The following is a 17,981-nucleotide window of genomic DNA, read 5'->3' as shown; positions in this document are numbered from 1 at the left end:
GTCAGTCCTTCTCCCGGGTCAGGAAGCGCTGGACGAGCGACACGGTCAGGACGAGTACGAAGAAGATCAGCGAGATGGCTGCCGCGTAGGCGGTCTGCTGCTGGTCGTAGCCGGTGCGTACGGCCTGGTAGACGACGGTGGTGGTGGAGTCGAGCGGACCGCCCTGCGTCATGACCCTGATCTGGGTGAAGAGGCTGAACGCCGCGATCGTGATGGTGACGAGCACGAAGGTGCGCGTGGCGCGCAGCCCCGGCCAGGTGACGTGGCGGAAGCGGTGCCAGGGTGTGGCGCCGTCGATCTCGGCGGCTTCGTACAGCTCTGCGGGGATGGTCTGCAGGCCGGCCAGCCAGATGATCATGTGGAAGCCGACGCCCTGCCACACCGACATCAGGATGATGGCGGGCATCGCGGTGGAAGGGTCGCCCAGCCAGTCCGGGCCCTGGAAGTGGCCGAGGGTGAGTGTCGAGATGACGTGGTTGACCAGGCCGTCCTTGCGGTAGAGGAAGGTCCACAGGAGGGACACCACGACCATCGAGGTGACGACGGGCAGGAAGTAGACGGTGCGGAAGAAGTTGACACCTCGCACCTTCGCGTTGACCAGCAGGGCCAGGACCAGGGCGAGGCCGGCCTGGAGCGGGACGACGACGGCGGCGAAGTACGCGGTGTTGCGCAGGGACTTGTAGAAGACCGGGTCTTCGAAGAGCCGGGTGAAGTTGCGCAGGCCCACGAAGCGGGCCGGGGTGGGCGAGATGAGCCTCGCGTCGGTGAAGGCCAGGGCGAAGGCGAGGGCGACCGGTACGACGAGGAAGACGATCAGCAGCACGACGGCCGGGGTGGCCATGCCGAGGGCGGTGAGGCTCTCACGGCGACGGGTGTTGGTCGTTCGGGTTCGCCGGACCGGGCGCAGCCGCTGAGGGGCTGCGGTCTTGGTGGTCACGGTATCTCCAGGGAGCCGGTCCGGTTCGGGCGGCGCGGTCGGGGACCGAACCGGACCGGGGCGGGTCAGCCTGCGTAGTTGTTGTTCGTCTTCAGGTTGTTGTCGATGTTCTTCGCGGCCTGGCCGAGAGCGTCCTCGGGGTCGGCGCCGGCCAGGATGTCCTGGGCCGCCTTCTGGAACTCGGTGGAGATGTACGGGTAGGCCGGGGTGACCGGTCGCACCGTGGCGTACTCGCGCGCGAACCGGACGAGTACCTCGAACTTGCCGCCCAGCTGGTAGTCCGCGATCTGCCGCGCGGCGGCGTCCGTGGCGGGGATGGTGCTGGTGGCCTTGGCGTAGTCGACGAAGTACTTGGTCTGGCGCGAGAACTTCAGCCACTCCTGCGCGCCGTCCTTGTTGGAGCAGGTGGAGCTCATCGCCCACTGCCAGGAGGCGCCGCCGATCTTGGGCCCGTTGCCGAAGTCGACCGGCGGGATGATCGCCAGGTCGTCGCCGAGCTTGTCGGCGTTCTTGGCCGCGTTCCAGCTGCCGTCCCACTGGATGGCGTTCTTGCCGGCCAGGAAGTCCTTGTTGGGGTCGGCTCCGGACTTCTTCGCCATGTAGCCCTTGGCCACAAGCGAGCGGAACCAGGTGCCCCACTCGACGGCTTCCTTGCCGTCGAGGCTGCCGGAGGCGGTCTTGTATCCGTCGCGGTCGATGAGGTCGCCGCCGAAACTCTGCAACTGCGGGGAATAGGCGTACGGCCACCACTCGCCGCTGCCACCGGTGCCCATCTCCAGCGGGTACGCGAAGTTTCCGCTCTTCTTCAGCTTGGCCAGCGCGGCGTCGAACTCGTCCTTGGTCCAGGGCTTGTCCATGGTGGGTATGCGGATGCCGTGCTCGTTCAGGACGGACTTGCGGGCGAAGAAGGCCAGGGAGACGTCGTAGAAACCGAAGGAGTACAGCTGGTCCTTGTATGTTCCGACGGTGCTGGCGAGCTGGTCTTTCACCGGCACCTCGCTGCCGGCGACGTCGATGGGGGCCAGGTAGCCGCCCCAGGCCCAGTTCGCCACGTTGGGGCCGTCCACGTCGAGCAGGCAGGGCAGCTTGCGGGCCGAGGCGGCTGCCACGACGGAGTTGTTGTAGTCGGTCTGCGGGAACGACTGGAGCTCGACCGTGTACTTGTCCTGGGATTCGTTGAAGTCCTCGATGATCTTCTTGACGACATCGAGTTCGGTTGAGTTGCCGGCGTTGTGCGTCCACAGGGTCAGCGTGTCGCCGCTGGCTCCGGACGAGTTCCCGCCATTGCCGGACGCGCACCCGGCGACGAGCGCGGTCGCCGCCGCGGCGGCTACACTCGCAAGCGCGAGGCGCCTTCTTCTGAACACCACGAGGTTCCTCCATCTCACGGAGGCGGGTCTTGCAGGACCCGCCCTTGGCGACCGGTTGCGACGGTCGCCGTTCTTGGTGGCCGTCCCGCCGTCCGCGCCGGAATCATCGGAGCGGGCGGCGGGACGGCTGTCTTCGGATGCCGGTGTCACTCCCCGGCGGGGCACCGAGGGAGGCGCGCTCCCGCAGTGGCATGGGCACGCGGTGTACGGCCGCTTCGAGCGGCCCGCCGCGGAGGATCAGCTCCACGGCGAGGCGTCCGAGCTGGTAGTGCGGCAGCTTCAGTGTGGTGAGGGCCGGACGCAGCACGGACGCGATGTCCTGGTCGTCGAAGGAGATCACCGAGACGTCGCCGGGCACCGACAGCCCCGCCTCACCGAGCGCCTGGTAGGCGCCGAAGGACACCCGGTCGGCCAGGCACACCAGCGCCCGGGGACGGGTCCCCGCTGCCAGCAGGGCGGACACCTCCCGGTAGCCGTCCAGCGTGTCCCAGTCGCACTCGATGACGCCGTCCAGGTGGGCGCCGCCCTCGCGCAGTACTTCCTCCAGGCCGCGCATGCGCTCGTTGCCGGCGATGATTCCCTCGGGCGTGGCCGGGACGGCCTGGTGGCCGCCGATCGCCCAGATGCCCCCGGTGTGGCCGGCCGCGAGCAGGGCGCGGGCCGCGTCCCGGCCGGCCTCCAGTTCGTCCGGGACGACGGAGGGGGCGTCGAAACCCGGGGCCAGGCAGTTCAGCAGCACCACCGGGCGGCCGAACAGCTCCTTCGGCGGGGTCACGTAGCGGGTGAACATGGATGCGTAGATCACGGCGTCGACCTGGCGGTCCAGCAGGGCGTGGACCAGGGACGACTCGGCGGCGCGGTCGCCGCCGGCCTCTGTGATGAACAGCAGGTGGTCCTGCTCGCGGGCGGCCTCCATGGCGCCGCGGATGACGTCGCCGGCGAACGGCGTGGTGGTGATCCGGTCCGATACGAGCCCGATGGTCTGCGTGGACTTCGTCCGGAGGCTGCGCGCGGTGACGTTCGGACGGTAGCCCAGTCGCCTGGCCGCTTCCAGAACCCGTTCCCGGGAGGCGTCCGAGATGCGCATGTCGGTGCGGCCGGACAGGGCGAACGACGCGGTCGTCGGCGACACGCCCGCCTCACGGGCGACGTCGGCCATGGTCACGCGGCGTTCGGACATCAGTGGATCAGCTCCGCTCGGCTAAATCGGATTAGCAGGACGCGATGAGAGTGCTCCACCTGTCATGCGCTGTCAACACCCCGGACATCCCGCCTACGTAACAGTGGCGATCTATGGCGATTCATCCGCTGTTGGGCAACGCGAAGTTGAGACCCGTGTGCGTTAGCTCTTGCTTTAGCGGAGACAGCGCGCGAACCATGCCGACCCATCACCTAAATCGAATTGGCACCCCGTCAGGTCGCCGTCCGTCACCCATCCCAGGAGCCAGCATGAGGAGAAGAACCGCGCTCGCGGTCGTGTCCGCCGCCGTCGGCGGCGCCGTCGTGCCCCCCTCGTTCTCGCCCGCTTTCGCCGCCGCCGGCGGTCGGTCCGGCCCGCAGAAGCCCACCGCCCGCTGGGACTTCGACGAGCGGTCCGGCACGGTCGCCCGCGAGGCGGTCTCCGGATCGGCAACCCCGGTGGAGTACGTCTTCAACGACGCCCGGTACAAGCCCGACAGCGACCCCGTACGCCGCCGTGGCGTACGCGGCCGGGCCCTGTACTTCGACGGCTACTCCACCTACGTCACCGCCGAAGGGCCGGGCAAGCTCGACCTCGCCGACGGCGTGACCGTCGACGTGTGGATCGCCCCGTACGCCTACGAGCACGGCATCGACGGCAAGCCCCAGGCCCTGGTCAACCAGCACGACCCGGACGCCAGGACCGGCTTCCTGCTCGGCCTGCGCCGCTTCGGGCAGATCGTCTTCCGGCTCGGCTTCGGCACCGACCTGATCGAGGTCAAGGGCGCCCCGGACCGTCCGGCCGCCAAAGGCCGGTGGAGCCACGTCGCGGCCACCTACGACCCGGCCGCCCACCAGCTGCGCCTCTACCTCGACGGCCGCCTGATCGGCACCGCCACCACCCCGGACCAGGCCCCCGAACCGGCGCCCGGCGAGCCTCTCCTCATCGGGAAGCACAACCAACCGATCCTGCTCAACGGCGAGTTCCACGCCAATATGTACATGGGCCTGATGGACAGCCTCGTCATCCGCCCGGGCGCCCTGGACGACGCGACGGCGCAGCGCGAGCACGCGGAGAAGACCGCCGCCCTGCCCGGTCACCGCGTGCCCCGCCCGGACCTGGCCCCCCACCGGGCGCGCTTCGACGGCGACCGGCACCGCCCCCAGTTCCACATGCTGCCGCCCTGGCACTGGATGAACGAGCCGCACGCGCCCGTGTACTTCAAGGGCAAGTACCACATCTTCTACCAGCACGACCCGCTCGGACCGTTCTGGGGTCAGATCCACTGGGGGCACGCCGTCAGCACCGACATGGTGCACTGGCGCGACCTTCCCATCGCCCTCGCCCCCGCCGCGGACTCGCCCGGCCCGGACGGCATCTGGTCGGGCTCCGCCTGCGTCGACGGCGACCGCGGCCCGGTCCTCTTCTTCACCGGCGGCGACGACCGCCTGCCCTACCGCCAGCGCACCGGCCTCGCCCTGTCCACCTACCAGGCCGACGGTGACACCGACCTGCCCACCTGGACGATGCGCTCCGAACCGGTCACCGAAGCCCCGGCCGGTCTGCCGGCCGGCCCGGGAACCGCGTGGGCGGAGAACTTCCGCGACCCGTTCGTCTGGGAGGAGGACGGCGTCTGGTACCAGCTCGTCGGCAGCGGCATCGTCGACTACGACGGCGCTCAGGTCACCCGCAAGCATGGCGGAACCGCTCTCCTCTACACGGCCCGCCGGCCCGAGGGGCCCTGGACCTACCAGGGCCCGCTGCACTGGAACGACCTCGCCAAGGTGCCCGAGCCCGGTGAGGTGTGGGAGCTGCCGGTGCTCCTCCCGCTTCCCGGCCCCCGCGGCCGGCGCACCGGAAAGCACATCCTGCTGATCTGTCCGTGGTGGGAGGGGTTCAACCCGAACGCCGTCAAGCACACGTACTACTGGATCGGCACCTTCGACAAGCGCGAGCACCGCTTCGTGCCCGACCACGCCGAGCCCCGCGAGTTCGACTTCGGCGAGCACTTCACCGGCCCCTCCGGCTTCGTCACCCCCGACGGCCGCTCCGTGGTCTTCAGCATCACCCAGGACCGCCGCACCGAGCAGCAGCACGCCCAGTCCGGCTGGGCCCACAACGCCGGCATGCCCGTGTCCCTCTCCCTGCGCCAGGACGGCAGCCTCGGGATCGAACCGATCGCCGAGGCCGCCGGTCTGCGGGGCAAGCGACTCGCCCGCATCCGGCAGACCTCGGTGGCGGAAGCCAACCGGCGGCTCGCCGGAGTCTCCGGCGACCTGCTCGACATCAGCGCCGTCATCGAACCGCGCGGCGCGCGCACGATCACCCTGGCGGTCCGGGCCAGCGCCGACGGCACCGAACAGACCCTGCTGACCTACGACACGGCCGAGCACCGCTTCCTGATCGACCGCGGTCGCTCCAGCCTCGACCCGGACGTCCGCAAGGGCGTCCACGGAAGCAATGTCGCACTCGACGGCGGGCGCCTCGCACTCAGGGTCCTGCTCGACCGCTCGATGCTGGAGGCGTACGTCAACGGCACCCACAGCATCACCAGCCGCGTCTATCCCACCCGCGAGGACGCCACCGGCCTGCGGCTGACCAGCGAGGGCGGATCGGCCCGTGTCGTGTCCCTGGACGTCTGGCGCATGAACGGCGCCTACGACACGCCGGCCGTGCCCGCCGCGTACGACCCGCCGCGCCCGGCGGACGTCGACGCGCTGCCCAACCACGACTTCGCCACCGGCGACCTCACCGGGTGGACCGTCGTCTCGGGTACGACCTTCGGCGACGCCAACGTCACCACCCGCACCGACTGGGGCTGGGGCGGCCCCTTCTACCAGGCCGAGACCGAAGACGACCCGGCAGGCCACCACCTGTGGGGCTTCAACCCCTCCGCAGGCGGCGACGGCGCCACCGGCGTCCTGCGCTCCACCACCGTGCTCCTCGGCGGAGACGGGGTGATCGACCTGCTCGTGTCCGGAGGCAACGACCCCGACCGGCTCTACGCGGCCGCCGTCCGCGCCGACGACGGCAAGGTCCTGGCCAAGGCCACCGGCCGCAGCACCGAGCAGTACCGCCGCGTCGTCTTCGACCTCTCCGCCCACATCGGCGACCGGATCTACATCGAGGTGGTCGACCGGGCCGACGGGGGCTGGGGTCACATCAACGTCGCCGACGTCAACGTCCCCGTCCGGCGCTCCTGACCCCCGATTCCGGCCCGATGCACGCGCCGACGGGCGGACCGTGCCGCGCCGAGGGCCGAGGTCCTTTCCGCCCGATCAACCCAACCCCACACCCACGGAGGTTCCCATGCGAACCCGTGCACCATCGAGAGCCGCGACCAGACACAGTCTGGTGCGTCTGCTGCTCGCACTCGCGATATGCCTGGGCCTGACATCACCCCTGATGACGCAGACCGCAGACGCGGCCGAGACCAGCCTGTCCAACCCCGACTTCGAGTCCGGCGACCTCAGCGGCTGGACCATCACCGGAACCGCCTTCACCGGAGCGGTCACCGACGACCCGGGCTGGGGCTGGGGCTGCTGCTTCAACCAGCAGGGCTCCTACCACCTGTGGGGGTTCGCCGCGGGCGGTGACGCCGCCACCGGGACGGCGACGTCCGAGCCGTTCACCCTGACCGGTACCGGCATGGTCAGCGCCTTGGTCTCCGGCGGCCGCAACGAGAACGACCTCTACGCGGCCCTGACAACCCTCGACGGAACCATTCTGCACAAGGCCACCGGGACCGACGACGAGGCGTACCGCCGCGTCACCTGGGACGCCCGCGAGCACCTCGGCGAGCAGTTGCGCGTCACCGTCGTGGACAAGGCCACCGGCGGCTGGGGCCACATCAACCTCGACGACGTCCGCGTCGGCACCGATCCCGCACCCGATCCCGCTCAGCGGGGACTCGCCGCCCACTGGGACTTCAGCGAGGGGAAGGGCACCACGACCAGGGAGAAGGTCAGCCAGGCCGCCGACCCCATCAGCTACGTCTTCAACGACGCGCAGTACAAGCCCGACAGCGACCCGCTCTGGCGCCCGAAGGACGAAGCCGACGGGGTACTCTCCGGCGCCCTGTTGTTCGACGGCTACTCCACCTGGGTCACCCGCGCCGCAGCCCAGACGCAGCTGCCCACCGACGGCCTGACCGTCGAGGCGTGGGTCGCACCGCGTGCGTTCGAGTGGGGAGACGAAGGCAAGCCGTCCGCCGTCGTCAACCAGCACGACAAGGCGGCCAAGCGGGGCTTCTCCCTCGGTGTCGGCCGGCACGGCAGGTGGCAGTTCGGCATCGGAACCGGCGACGCGTGGCACGAGGTGACGGTCCCGAAGCAGGCGGCCCTGGCCGCGGGCGAGTGGGCGCACCTGTCCGCCGTGTTCGCGCCGGGCGAGGGAGCGATCAGGCTCTTCCTCAACGGCGAACAGGTCGCCCAGACCACCGTTCCCACCGGCGCACGACTGGCCAAGGCCGACGTCCCCCTGATCATCGGCCGTCACAACCAGCCCGCCATCATCAACGGTACGTTCGCCGTCAACATGTTCAACGGGCTCATCGACGAGGTGAAGATCCACAACAGCGCCCTCACTCCGGCGTCGGTCACAGCCGGTCACCAGAAGGACGTACAGACCTTCGCGGGCGGAACCACCCCCAAGGCCCGGATGGAGATGGACCGCTCCCGGTACGACGGTGACCGCTACCGTCCCGGCTACCACTTCACCGCCCCGAACCACTGGATGAACGAACCCCACGCCCCCATCCAGTACAAGGGCAAGTACCACCTCTTCTACCAGCACAACTCCCACGGCCCCTACTGGCACAACATCGCCTGGGGACACGCGGTGAGCGAGGACCTGGTCCACTGGCGCGACCTGCCCGTCGCCCTCGCGCCCACCGAGGACAGCGTGGCCCCCGACGGGGTCTGGTCCGGTGACGCCGCCTACGACGAGAACGGCGTGCCCGTCCTGCTGTTCACCGCCGGCAACGACTCCCGGCGCCCCAACCAGGCGACCGGCCTCGCCCGCCCCGTCGACCCCGACGACAGCGACCTGGTCGAGTGGAAGATGCACCCCACCCTCGTCACCAGCCAGACCGCCGACCTGAACGTCGGTGCCGGACGCAAGGTCCGCTTCGGCGACTTCCGCGACCCCTTCGTCTGGAAGGAGGGAGACACCTGGTTCCAACTGATGGGCTCCGGCATCCAGACCACCGACGGCAAGGACGTCGGCGGCACCGCCCTCCTCTACACCTCCAAGAACCTCACCGACTGGACCTACTCGGGCCCCCCTGATGACCGGTGACGTGGCGGCCCACCCCAAGACCGGCCAGGTCTGGGAGCTGCCCACCTTCCTGCCCATCGGAAAGGACGCCCAGGGCCGCGAGCGCCGGGCCCTGCTCGTCAACCCGGCCTTCCCCGCCGGCCCCGGCGAGTACAGCAGCAAGTACGTCTACTACTGGGTCGGCACCTGGGACGCCCAGGCCCGCCGCTGGTCCCCCGACACCACCGAACCCCGGCTCATGGACTACGGCGACCACTTCACCGGCCCCAGCGGAACGGTGGACGACAAGGGCCGCTCCCTCGTCTTCAGCATCGCCCAGGACCGCCGCACCGAACGCGCCCACTACGACGCCGGCTGGGCCCACAACGCGGGCCTGCCCATCGAACTGTCCATGCGGCCCGACGGCGACCTCGGATTCCGCCCCGTGGAGGAGGTCTCCCGCCTCCACACCGGCGAACCGCTCCTGAACATCAGCACGCCGACATCTCTCACCGACGCCAACACCCGACTGGCCGGCATCAAGGGGGACATGCTCCACATCAAGCTCACCCTGGAACGCGGCAGCGCCGACACCTTCGGCCTCGACGTGCTCCGCAGCCTCGGAGACGAAGAACGCACCCGCCTCTTCTACGACGCCCCCGCCGGACAGCTGGGCGTCGACCGGACACGCTCCGGGAACAACTCCAGCGCCGAACCCGGCTTCGGCATCCACAAGGGCCCGCTGGCGCTCTCCAACGGCACCCTGACGCTCGACGTGTTCCTCGACCGTTCGATGGTCGAGGCGTACGCGAACAACCACAAGTCCATCACCACCCGCGCCTACCCCTTCCGCCAGGACTCCCTCGGCCTGCGCCTCTTCGGCGACGGCAGCACCGTCAAGTCCATGACCGTCTGGAAGATGGGCAACATGACCGACTGATCCAGGTGCACAACCACACACTGGGACGACAGCCCGGCCCATAACGGCCGGCGCAGCCCCGAGCTACTGGGCTCGGGGCTGCAGGCGTTCATTCGTCGCGCAGTTCACGGCTTGAACAGCGTCCTGCTCGGCGACGGCGAGGGACCCGGACACGAAGTCCGAGGAGAACAGGATCGAGCACCTCCCGACCGAGAAGGAACCTCCCGCGGACGAGAAGTACTCGTGGATCAGATCTCCGCTCGGCCATCCCCGTGCCTACGCCTCCGCTTGGTCCTAGCGGCGGCCGGCCACACCGGGCGAGCGAATGGGCCGACGCCCCCGGCCGCCCTCTCGAAGACCAGCTCGCCGAAAAGGATGCTCCCCGGCGGAGCCTCGGTCTATCACCGGCGCTGTCACGGACGCCCGTGACACCAGGCCAACACCGTCGTCTGCTTACTGACTTCAGCTGGTCCAGATGAATCTTGACGAGCTGAAGTCAGTAAAGCCTGACGTAGCCGGGCTCGTCGCCTACCGCGCGCTGCAGACTGGAATGATGCCATCCCATACACACACCTTGGTCGGGGTCCTCTGCGATCAGAGCATGCAGCGCCTGTTTTTGCTCATCCATTTGACGTCGGCTGGATGAGCGTCACGGACTCTGATCTCCATACTTCCCAGCGTACGACCAGCCCTCTGGTGGGTGTCATGGCCGGGTGGGCCTAACCAAGTGGCCGACCTCTCGGGCAAAGCAGCGATTGAGGCGTGGGCCTATCTCGCAGATTCCCGATGCGGCGTTCGTAGTAGTTACGGGAGTGCGGATCGACGCCCACACGGACATCCCCCGCGACAGTGATGCAGCCGTGGCTTCGCCACAGGCCGGGATCGCCAGTTCAGCTGCCGATGGCCAGCCAGTCGATCCTGTCTCCCGCACTCACGCAGCCCGGCCACACTCGGAGGGGCACGCACCCTCACACGGACGGACAAGCGCGTGCGATCGCAAATCAGGCACCCGGGAAAGTCACGTCCATACGGACTGCACGGGGCCGCCGACCGCATCGTGCGCGCCAGCGCGTTCACTCTCACAGAGAAGCCGCACCGGAGTGCTCCGATGCGGCTTAGCCGTCTCACGGATCCGCGCAGAGATCCCGTCAGGACGGACCTCGGTGGAGCCTCGCCCTATCACCCTCGTGTCACACCGCAATCACCAACTGGGCAGACGGTCCTGGACCAAGACACTCTGACCTGCAATTTCCTGCCCGCGCTGGACTGCCGTAGACGTCCCTGGACGGTCTCTACAACCTGTGCCATGTGGTACCCAGTGAGGGACCGAGGATCAGGACCGGGGCCTCTTCTGGCCCGTCAAAGCGGTATTGCAGGGTGTTCGGCGGTGTCTCACCCACGGCTCCGACCCTCTCATGTCTCACGGACGCCCCTCTAACGCGGGGGTGTGGGACACCTGTCTGAGCAGGTTGAAGACCTCGCGTGCTGTGTCTCGCTCGAGGCATCGGATGATCTCGCGCCGGGTCTTGCCCTCCTGGGTGCGGCGTTCGTGGTACGCCTGGGTGCGTGGGTCGTGACGTAGCCGGGTGAAGACGATGCGGTGCAGGGCGGCGTTCGCCTGGCGGTCGCCGCCGTGGTGGTGATCAGGAGAGTGGCAGCGCTGTCCGGGCCGATGCCCATCGGTTCGAGTAGCTGTGGGGCGTGGTGTTCGACGAGCCGGGTCAGGCGTTGGTTGAGCTCGTCGATCTGAGCCGTGAGCTGTTGGATGCGCTCGGCGAGCATGCGCAGCGTCATGTGGCTGGCCCGGGTAACCGCGTCCTCGTCGTTCCCGCCGTCGTGCGGGGCGAGGCGCGCGCAGGTGCGGAACAGCTCGGCGTTGCCAAGGCTGGACATGCGTTCCCGCAGGGCGGGTTCGGCGATGACCAGGATGGCCTTGCGCTGGTTGATCGCCTGGGTGCGGGCCTTGACCGCGGGGTCCTTGGCGAGCTTGAAGATCCGGGTGCTGTGCACGGGACCGTCGACGGACTTGGCCCGGGCACGGGCACGACCGCTGAGCACGGCCCGCGCGGCGGCCTGCGCGTCGAACGGTCCGACTTGCCGAGCAGCCGGCGGGTCGACCGGTCGGGCCGGTTGACTTCGAACACCTGGACGTGCTGAGCCAGCAGGTAGCGGGACAGGCCCGCGCCGAAGGTGCCGGTGCCCTCCACGCCGGCCCGGCGCACCGTCCCCCGCTTGCGGCCCCAGACGAGCAGTTGTCGGTAGCCGGCCGCCGTCGCCGGAAAGGACTCGGTGCCCAGGACGACCTCGCGCCGAACCGGCGGATCCGTGCAGGAGGTGCTGCTGTGCCGGGTCGTCATGGTTCGCCTCCAGCGTGGTGACGTGCTGAGTAGATGGCACCGGGCTGCTCGGGCGGTCTGAACTGTGATGGCGCCTGGTCGTTGGCAGGGCCCCTATGGGGACACGCCCTGTGGCTCGGTGACAGCAGAAACCATCCCGCAACGACAGTCGACAGGCCCGTGACTGGACACTGCGGTCAAAGATGACCCCCGCCCGGGACGGCACACCGCGCAACCGTCCCACCGCTCCCGGTACAGAGGCATGACTCGATCACCGCCGGATGACTTCGGCCGAACCGATGCTCACCCTGACTGAGCGCGCCGACAAGGAGTTGACTCACGTCCCGTGATCAGCACCCGATGACCAACCCACCGGAAGAGGACTCCTGGATCTGCCTTGACGTGCGGCCCCGGTCACTCGCGACCAGGGCCACCACTCCGATGACCATCGGATGCCGACATGAGCGAGGCCCACAAAGGGCCAGGTCAGGTTCTATTCCCGGGCCTACGGACCCGCACATCTCGACCCGGAGCGTCACGGTGCGAGCGGCTGGCGCACCCGCCTGCCCACCAGTCCGACGGCCCGCGCCGACCGAGGCAGTGGCGCAGGGTCACCTCGGGAAGCCGCCGAGAGGAATCGGCACGAAGGGGCACGACGACATAGGTAGTAATGACATTCATTTTCATGTACCGTCTGTCCCGCTTACCAATCGCACCCGGAGGTCCTCATGGCCGTACCCAAACGCAAGATGTCGCGCAGCAACACCCGGCACCGCCGCGCGCAGTGGAAGGCCACGACGCCGCAGCTGGTGACAGTCACGGTGGACGGCGTGCCGTACCTCGTTCCGCAGCGCCTGGCCAAGGCGTACGAACGCGGTCTCCTCCGTCCGGAAGGCTGACCCCGGCATGGCCCACGGCCCCTCGCGGCGCCTGCCCGTCACCGTCCTGTCCGGGTTCCTCGGCGCCGGCAAGACCACCCTGCTCAACCACGTCCTCGCAAACCGCGAGGGCCTGCGCGTCGCGGTCATCGTCAATGACATGAGCGAGGTCAATATCGACGCCGCCCTGGTGCGCGGCGGCGAGGCGGCTCTGTCCCGCACCGAGGAACGCCTGGTCGAGATGACCAACGGGTGCATCTGCTGCACCCTGCGGGATGACCTGCTGGAGGAAGTGGACCGGCTGGCGCGCGAGGGGCGTTTCGACTACCTCCTCATCGAGTCGTCCGGTATCTCGGAGCCCATGCCGGTGGCCGCCACCTTCGCCTTCGCCCGCGACGACGGCGCCACCCTCGGCGACCTGGCTCGGCTGGACACGATGGTCACGGTCGTGGACGCCGCCAACTTCCTGCCCGAACTGGCCAGCGGCGACGAGCTGACCGAACGGGGTCTGGACCAGTACGAGGACGACGAACGCACGGTCAGCGACCTACTGATGGACCAGATCGAGTTCGCCGACGTCATCGTCCTCAACAAGCTCGACCTCGTCGAGTCCGCTGCCGCCGAGCAGTTGCACGCCACCTTGGCGCGTCTCAATCCCGCCGCCCGCATCGTGGCTGCCGAACGAGGCCGTGTACCCGTCGGCGAAGTGCTGGGCACCAGCCGCTTCGACCTGGAGCGGGCCCAGCAGGCACCGGGCTGGGTCAGGGAACTCAACGGCGACCACGTCCCCGAGACGGAGGAATACGGCATCTCGTCGACCGTCTTCCGCTCCGGAAGGCCCTTCCACCCCGGGCGGCTGTGGACGTTCGTGACGGAGGCCCTGGACAGCGGCGCCTACGGGCAGATCCTCCGGTCCAAGGGCTTCTTCACCCTCGCCAGCCGCCCCCTTGTGACGGGACTGTGGTCGCAGGCCGGTTCGGTGGCCCGCTTCGAACCCTCCTCCGCTCGCGACGCCGACAGCCCCTACGCTCAAGAACTCGTCTTCATCGGAACCCAGCTGGACGCGGAGCCGCTGCGGGCGGCCCTGACCGACTGCTTCATGCGGGAAGGCGAAGCCCTGCCCGCTTCCGACCCGTTCCCCGTCTGGGACACCTACGGCTTCGACGATAGCTGCGCGCACGAGCACGACCCCCTCGCCACCGTGACGGAGCGCTGAAACTCCGGGCCGGGCGGTGGTCGCAGCCACGGCACCGTCCGGCCCGGTACACACCCGTGTCAGAGAGGCCGCTCATGGACGACAGGAAGAAGCCGCGCCTGGGGACGGTGCAGGAGACCCTCCTCATACCGCTGTATGCCCGCGCCGTGGAGAACCGCAAGGAACACGCACTACTGAGGGACCCACGGGCCGAAGAGATTGTCGCCTCGATCGACTATCCCTTCGGACGCTTCGACGAACTCCCGAGCCTTACCGGTGCGTTACTGCGAACCCGTCTTTTCGACCGATGGGTGAATGACTTCCTGTCCGCGCACCCCGACGCCACCGTGGTCGAGATCGGCACCGGGCTCAACACCCGCCATGAACGCGTCGACAACGGCCGCGCCCGTTGGTACGAACTCGACCTGCCCGACGTGATCGACCTGCGTCGGAACTTCTTCACGGACAGCCCCCGACGGACGATGATCGCAGCCTCGGCGACGGACCGGGCGTGGGCCGCAGAGGTGGCCTCGCACACCACCGGGCCGTACCTGTTCGTCGCGGAGGCCGTACTGCCCTACCTGCACGAACCCGAGGTGCGCGGGGTCATCGACCTCCTCGCCGACCACTTCCCCGGTGCCCTGCTGGCCCTGGACACCGCCGGCCCCGGTTTCTTCGACACTCAGGAACAGCATGACGCCCTGAGCAAGGTCGAGGCCCGTATGCACTGGTACTGCCCTGGTCCGGTCCAATTGATCGACTGGCGGCCGGGAGCACACGTACTGGCGTCACACACCCTCACGAGCCTGCCCGAGGACCTGGTGGCCCAGTTGCCACTCCCCTACCAGCAGATGGTGTCCGCCATGGCCGCGCAGCGGCTCCCCCAGGCCGAGGGCTACCGGCTCAACCTTCTGCGCCTGCCCTGATACATGCAGGCACGCTCAGCGGGAGATCCGGCCATGACTCCGCCGAGTCATGGCCGGACTCGGTGCCCGTCGCGCGAGCGGCGCGGCTACCAGGAGGACTTGGTGACCCCGGGCAGGAAGCCGGCGTGGGCCTGCTCGCGCACGCGGACGCGAGACAGGCCGAGCTTCCGCAGGTGACCGCGCGGCCGCCCGTCCACGCTGTCCCGATTGCGTACTCAGGTGGCGCTCGCGTTGCGGGGTTGGCGCCGCAGTTCTTCCGCGGCGGCCTGGCGTTCGGCGTCGGTGGAGGACGGCCGGCGGATGACGGTGCGCAGTTCGTCCAAGGCGTGCCCGAGACGTTCGTCGGTGATCTCGTACCGCGTACGGCGCCCGTCTGGTAGGGCCACCACGAGGCCACCTTCCCGCAGGCACACGAGGTGGTTCGACAGCCGGGTGCGGGACACGCCCAGGGTGTCGGCCAGATCGGCGGGATACGAGAGCGCATCCCGCGAGAGCGACTGGACTCGACAACGAATCGGATCGGCGAGCCCCTGGCCGAACCTGGTCAGCACCTCGATGGCGGCGGCGACACTCAGCGTGCCGTGAGCGTACACATGGTCCTGTCGCACAGAGTCTTGTGAAGTGATGGTCTCTACCACGCGTCAGAGCAGCGCGCTCTGGGGGACGGCGGCACACCAGCCGCATCCCGGACGGCGGTCGGAAACTCCTGGGCGGCGGCGTCCCGCACGGCCGCGGTCGGATCCGAGGCTCAGCCGGTCGCGCGGCGGACGATCAGGACGTGGTCGGTGACGGTGGCGGTCTGTCCGCCCGGACCGGTCGCCCGGCGGTCTTGCACGCAGGTTTGCTCGACGGCCCATCCAGCGGTGGGCAGGCCGATGTCGGCGTGGACCTCCTCCGGCGTGGGGAAGTGTGTGTCCCGGTCCTGGTTCCAGGACCAGGGAGCGAGAGAGCCGTGGTCGACGACAACGAGCCGTCCGCCCGGTCGCAGTGACTCGGCCGCGATGCGCAGGATGGTGCCCCGGGGAAGGTCGTACGGCGTGTGGAAGTACTGCGCCGAGACCAGGTCGAACTCTCCCTCCGGGAACGTCCGGGCCAGGTCGTGACACTCGGCCGAGACAAGCTCGTCGAATCCCTGGGCACGAGCGACGTCGGTGAGCCGGTCCACAGCGGTCGGAGAGATGTCGACCGCTGTGACCTGCCATCCGCGGGTGGCGAGCCACAGGGTGTCTCCGCCGGTCCCGCACCCGAGATCGAGCGCGGTTCCTGGCGGGAGCCCGCCCGCGACCTCCTCCAGTACCGGGTTCACCCGGGTGCCCCAAGGGGCGCCGTCGTCGGCTCGCTCACGGTAGAGGCTGTCCCAGAACTCGCCGGCTGTGGACGCGGCGAGTTGCTCCGCCATGGGTCCTTGGGGTTGCTGTGCCATGACGACTCCTGTTCGATCGTTCCGCCCGTCGAAGGGCGCGGCGGCGTCCCAACTGTCTCCGGAAGGTCGGCCTCGCCGCCAAGTTCCTTGCCGCTCCGGCAAGACGGGCCCGGTTCCCGCTGCCGAAGGGTGCCTGGGCCACGCGGACCGCGGTCAGCCCGTGGCGTATCTCAGGTGCGGGGCGACGCTGCGGAGCTTCTCGCAGGTCTCCTCGATCTCGCGTTCGGGGCTGGACTGAGCAGTGACTCCCGCGCCCGCGCGCAGCCACGTCTCGTTGCCCTCATTGATGAGGGTGCGCAGGACCAGGGCGGCGTCGAGGGCGCCGCCGGTGCTTCCCCGGAAGACCGCGCCGCCGTACAGACCGCGGGGTCCCTCCTCGTGGCGGGCCAGTGCCTGGAGGGCGGAGCTTTTGGAGACGCCGGTGGCGGTGATCGCGGGGAAGAGGGAGGCGAAGGCGTCCCACGGTCCGGCGTCGGGCCGCAGTCGGCCTGTCAGCCGCGAGGCGAGGTGCTGCACCGAACCGCGCGGCCGGACGGTCATGAACTCCTCCACAGCGACGGACCCGGGCTCACACACGGCCGCCATTTCGTCCCAGGCCAGGCGCACGGACACGGCGTGCTCGTGTATCTCCTTGGGATCGGTGAGCAGTTCCGTGCGCAGGCGCTCGTTCTCCGCCGGGTCCGTACCGCGGGCGCGGGTGCCGGCGAGCGGCTGGGTGCTGACGCGGCCGTTCTCCCCCACCTCCAGGACCGTCTCCGGGCTGAACCCGGCCGCCCGGTAGCCGCCGAGATCCAGTAGGTAGGAACGGGCCGGTGTGTTGGCTCGGCGGCCGGCGAGGTACGTGGCGGGGAAGTCCACGGGTGGTCCGGCGGGCAGCGGAACCTTCCGGGAGACGACGGCCTTCTCCAGGAGCCCGGCACGGATGTCCTCGACCGTCCGGGACACCGCGCCGCCGTAGGCGGCGGTGCCGGCCGCGATGATCCGCTCGGTCACGTCCGGAGTCGTCTCGTCCGGTGGGAGCTGCCGGGTCGCCGGCTCCGCCAGCAGGTCGGCGACCTTGCGAAGCCACGCCTCGTCCACCGCGCGGACCACGGTCCGGTCGCCGGTGAGGGTCACCTCGACGGACGGGATCAGTGCGTGCAGCAGAGGTCCGTCACCAGTGGCCGCGGGGTCGGCGTGGAGGAGGTGGGCGAGCTCGAAGGCCGCCCAGCCGTAGAAGGGACGTCCGCCGTCGTGCGCACCGTGCGCCGAGGACAGGGCGCTCAGTGCGTCGGAGAACACCGTCAGTGGCCTGTCGTCGGTGGGGGAGGTCCAGGTGCGCCCCGCCGCCCGCGCGGTAAGGGTGGCCGGGTGCGCGGTGAGGTCCATGGCGGAACCGGCCGCGAAGTGCCAGACACCGCCCGCTGCCTCGTAGACCATGTACTGGTCGGCGAGAGCGGCTTGGGCCAGGCGGGTCGCGGCGGCCGCGAGGTCACGGCAGGGCTCCAGGGTGGTCGAGTGTACGAGTGCCGGAACGGAACTCGCCCATGAGTCCCACATGTTCCTCGAACCGGTGTTCATC

Annotated in this window: 12 protein-coding genes and 3 pseudogenes; 7 read left to right on the top strand and 8 right to left on the bottom strand. The window is 69.3% G+C overall.

Going from position 1 to position 17,981, the window contains the following annotated elements; translation table 11 throughout:
• Position 1 precedes the first annotated feature (1 nt).
• The 3 genes from ACGH52_RS31485 to ACGH52_RS31475 form a co-directional block, all read right to left on the bottom strand.
• A complete protein-coding gene (locus tag ACGH52_RS31485) occupies positions 2-937 on the bottom strand; it encodes a carbohydrate ABC transporter permease (RefSeq protein WP_121704530.1) in 936 nt (311 codons plus the stop codon).
• A gap of 65 nt (positions 938-1,002) precedes the next feature.
• Positions 1,003-2,307: an ABC transporter substrate-binding protein gene (locus tag ACGH52_RS31480; RefSeq protein ID WP_399944246.1), complete on the bottom strand. Its 1,305-nt coding sequence runs from the start codon at positions 2,305-2,307 to the stop codon at positions 1,003-1,005.
• Between the two features lie 103 nt (positions 2,308-2,410).
• Positions 2,411-3,487: a LacI family DNA-binding transcriptional regulator gene (locus ACGH52_RS31475; RefSeq protein ID WP_399944243.1), complete on the bottom strand. Its 1,077-nt coding sequence runs from the start codon at positions 3,485-3,487 to the stop codon at positions 2,411-2,413.
• A 269-nt stretch (positions 3,488-3,756) separates the two neighbouring features.
• Here ACGH52_RS31475 and ACGH52_RS31470 point away from each other — a divergent pair, with 269 nt between their 5' ends.
• From ACGH52_RS31470 to ACGH52_RS31460, 3 genes are all read left to right on the top strand, one after another.
• Positions 3,757-6,690 carry a GH32 C-terminal domain-containing protein gene (locus ACGH52_RS31470; RefSeq protein ID WP_399944239.1) on the top strand — a complete coding sequence of 978 codons (2,934 nt, stop codon included), beginning with the start codon at positions 3,757-3,759 and terminating at the stop codon, positions 6,688-6,690.
• Positions 6,691-6,892: 202 nt separating this feature from the next.
• On the top strand, positions 6,893-8,785 hold the full coding sequence (locus ACGH52_RS31465) for a LamG-like jellyroll fold domain-containing protein (RefSeq protein ID WP_399944237.1): 1,893 nt from the start codon (positions 6,893-6,895) through the stop codon (positions 8,783-8,785).
• The gene (locus ACGH52_RS31460) at positions 8,775-9,683 is read left to right on the top strand and encodes a GH32 C-terminal domain-containing protein (protein WP_399944234.1); all 909 of its coding nucleotides are present in this window, start codon (positions 8,775-8,777) and stop codon (positions 9,681-9,683) included. The genes ACGH52_RS31465 and ACGH52_RS31460 overlap by 11 nt, the downstream gene beginning before the upstream one ends.
• Before the next feature lie 1,280 nt (positions 9,684-10,963).
• Here the strand turns inward: ACGH52_RS31460 and ACGH52_RS31455 are convergent.
• Positions 10,964-11,062, bottom strand: a pseudogene (locus ACGH52_RS31455) (3-oxoadipate enol-lactone hydrolase); the annotation flags it as partial.
• 301 nt (positions 11,063-11,363) lie between these two features.
• Here ACGH52_RS31455 and ACGH52_RS31450 point away from each other — a divergent pair.
• The 4 genes from ACGH52_RS31450 (at position 11,364) to ACGH52_RS31435 (ending at position 14,997) form a co-directional block, all read left to right on the top strand.
• Positions 11,364-11,819: a hypothetical protein gene (locus ACGH52_RS31450; RefSeq protein WP_399944231.1), complete on the top strand. Its 456-nt coding sequence runs from the start codon at positions 11,364-11,366 to the stop codon at positions 11,817-11,819.
• Positions 11,820-12,726: 907 nt separating this feature from the next.
• On the top strand, positions 12,727-12,897 hold the full coding sequence (rpmF, locus tag ACGH52_RS31445) for a 50S ribosomal protein L32 (protein ID WP_007387878.1): 171 nt from the start codon (positions 12,727-12,729) through the stop codon (positions 12,895-12,897).
• 7 nt (positions 12,898-12,904) lie between these two features.
• Positions 12,905-14,092 carry a GTP-binding protein gene (locus ACGH52_RS31440; protein ID WP_399944228.1) on the top strand — a complete coding sequence of 396 codons (1,188 nt, stop codon included), beginning with the start codon at positions 12,905-12,907 and terminating at the stop codon, positions 14,090-14,092.
• A 74-nt stretch (positions 14,093-14,166) separates the two neighbouring features.
• Positions 14,167-14,997, top strand: a complete 831-nt coding sequence (locus ACGH52_RS31435) for a class I SAM-dependent methyltransferase (protein ID WP_399944225.1) — start codon at positions 14,167-14,169, stop codon at positions 14,995-14,997.
• 86 nt (positions 14,998-15,083) lie between these two features.
• Here ACGH52_RS31435 and rpsN read toward each other — a convergent pair.
• From rpsN to ACGH52_RS31415, 4 genes and pseudogenes are all read right to left on the bottom strand, one after another.
• Positions 15,084-15,314, bottom strand: a pseudogene (gene rpsN / locus ACGH52_RS31430) (30S ribosomal protein S14); the annotation flags it as partial.
• Between the two features lie 81 nt (positions 15,315-15,395).
• Positions 15,396-15,548: pseudogene (locus ACGH52_RS31425) on the bottom strand (transcriptional regulator); the annotation flags it as partial.
• Positions 15,549-15,745: 197 nt separating this feature from the next.
• The gene (locus ACGH52_RS31420; protein WP_399944222.1) at positions 15,746-16,420 is read right to left on the bottom strand and encodes a class I SAM-dependent methyltransferase; all 675 of its coding nucleotides are present in this window, start codon (positions 16,418-16,420) and stop codon (positions 15,746-15,748) included.
• A 153-nt stretch (positions 16,421-16,573) separates the two neighbouring features.
• Positions 16,574-17,980: a salicylate synthase gene (locus tag ACGH52_RS31415; RefSeq protein ID WP_399944220.1), complete on the bottom strand. Its 1,407-nt coding sequence runs from the start codon at positions 17,978-17,980 to the stop codon at positions 16,574-16,576.
• Between the last annotated feature and the right edge of the window lies 1 nt (position 17,981).

This window comes from Streptomyces sp. BBFR25, from assembly GCF_044590125.1.
GTDB classification, from domain to species: domain Bacteria; phylum Actinomycetota; class Actinomycetes; order Streptomycetales; family Streptomycetaceae; genus Streptomyces; species Streptomyces canus_D.
This window is presented reverse-complemented; position numbering and strand designations above follow the sequence as displayed.

Coding starts and splice junctions, on each gene's coding strand:
- ACGH52_RS31475 (WP_399944243.1), bottom strand. CDS start 3,487: ATGTCCGAACGCCGCGTGACCATGGCCGACGTCGCCCGTGAGGCGGGC.
- ACGH52_RS31470 (WP_399944239.1), top strand. CDS start 3,757: ATGAGGAGAAGAACCGCGCTCGCGGTCGTGTCCGCCGCCGTCGGCGGC.
- ACGH52_RS31465 (WP_399944237.1), top strand. CDS start 6,893: ATGACGCAGACCGCAGACGCGGCCGAGACCAGCCTGTCCAACCCCGAC.
- ACGH52_RS31460 (WP_399944234.1), top strand. CDS start 8,775: ATGACCGGTGACGTGGCGGCCCACCCCAAGACCGGCCAGGTCTGGGAG.
- rpmF (WP_007387878.1), top strand. CDS start 12,727: ATGGCCGTACCCAAACGCAAGATGTCGCGCAGCAACACCCGGCACCGC.
- ACGH52_RS31440 (WP_399944228.1), top strand. CDS start 12,905: ATGGCCCACGGCCCCTCGCGGCGCCTGCCCGTCACCGTCCTGTCCGGG.
- ACGH52_RS31435 (WP_399944225.1), top strand. CDS start 14,167: ATGGACGACAGGAAGAAGCCGCGCCTGGGGACGGTGCAGGAGACCCTC.
- ACGH52_RS31420 (WP_399944222.1), bottom strand. CDS start 16,420: ATGGCACAGCAACCCCAAGGACCCATGGCGGAGCAACTCGCCGCGTCC.
- ACGH52_RS31415 (WP_399944220.1), bottom strand. CDS start 17,980: ATGAACACCGGTTCGAGGAACATGTGGGACTCATGGGCGAGTTCCGTT.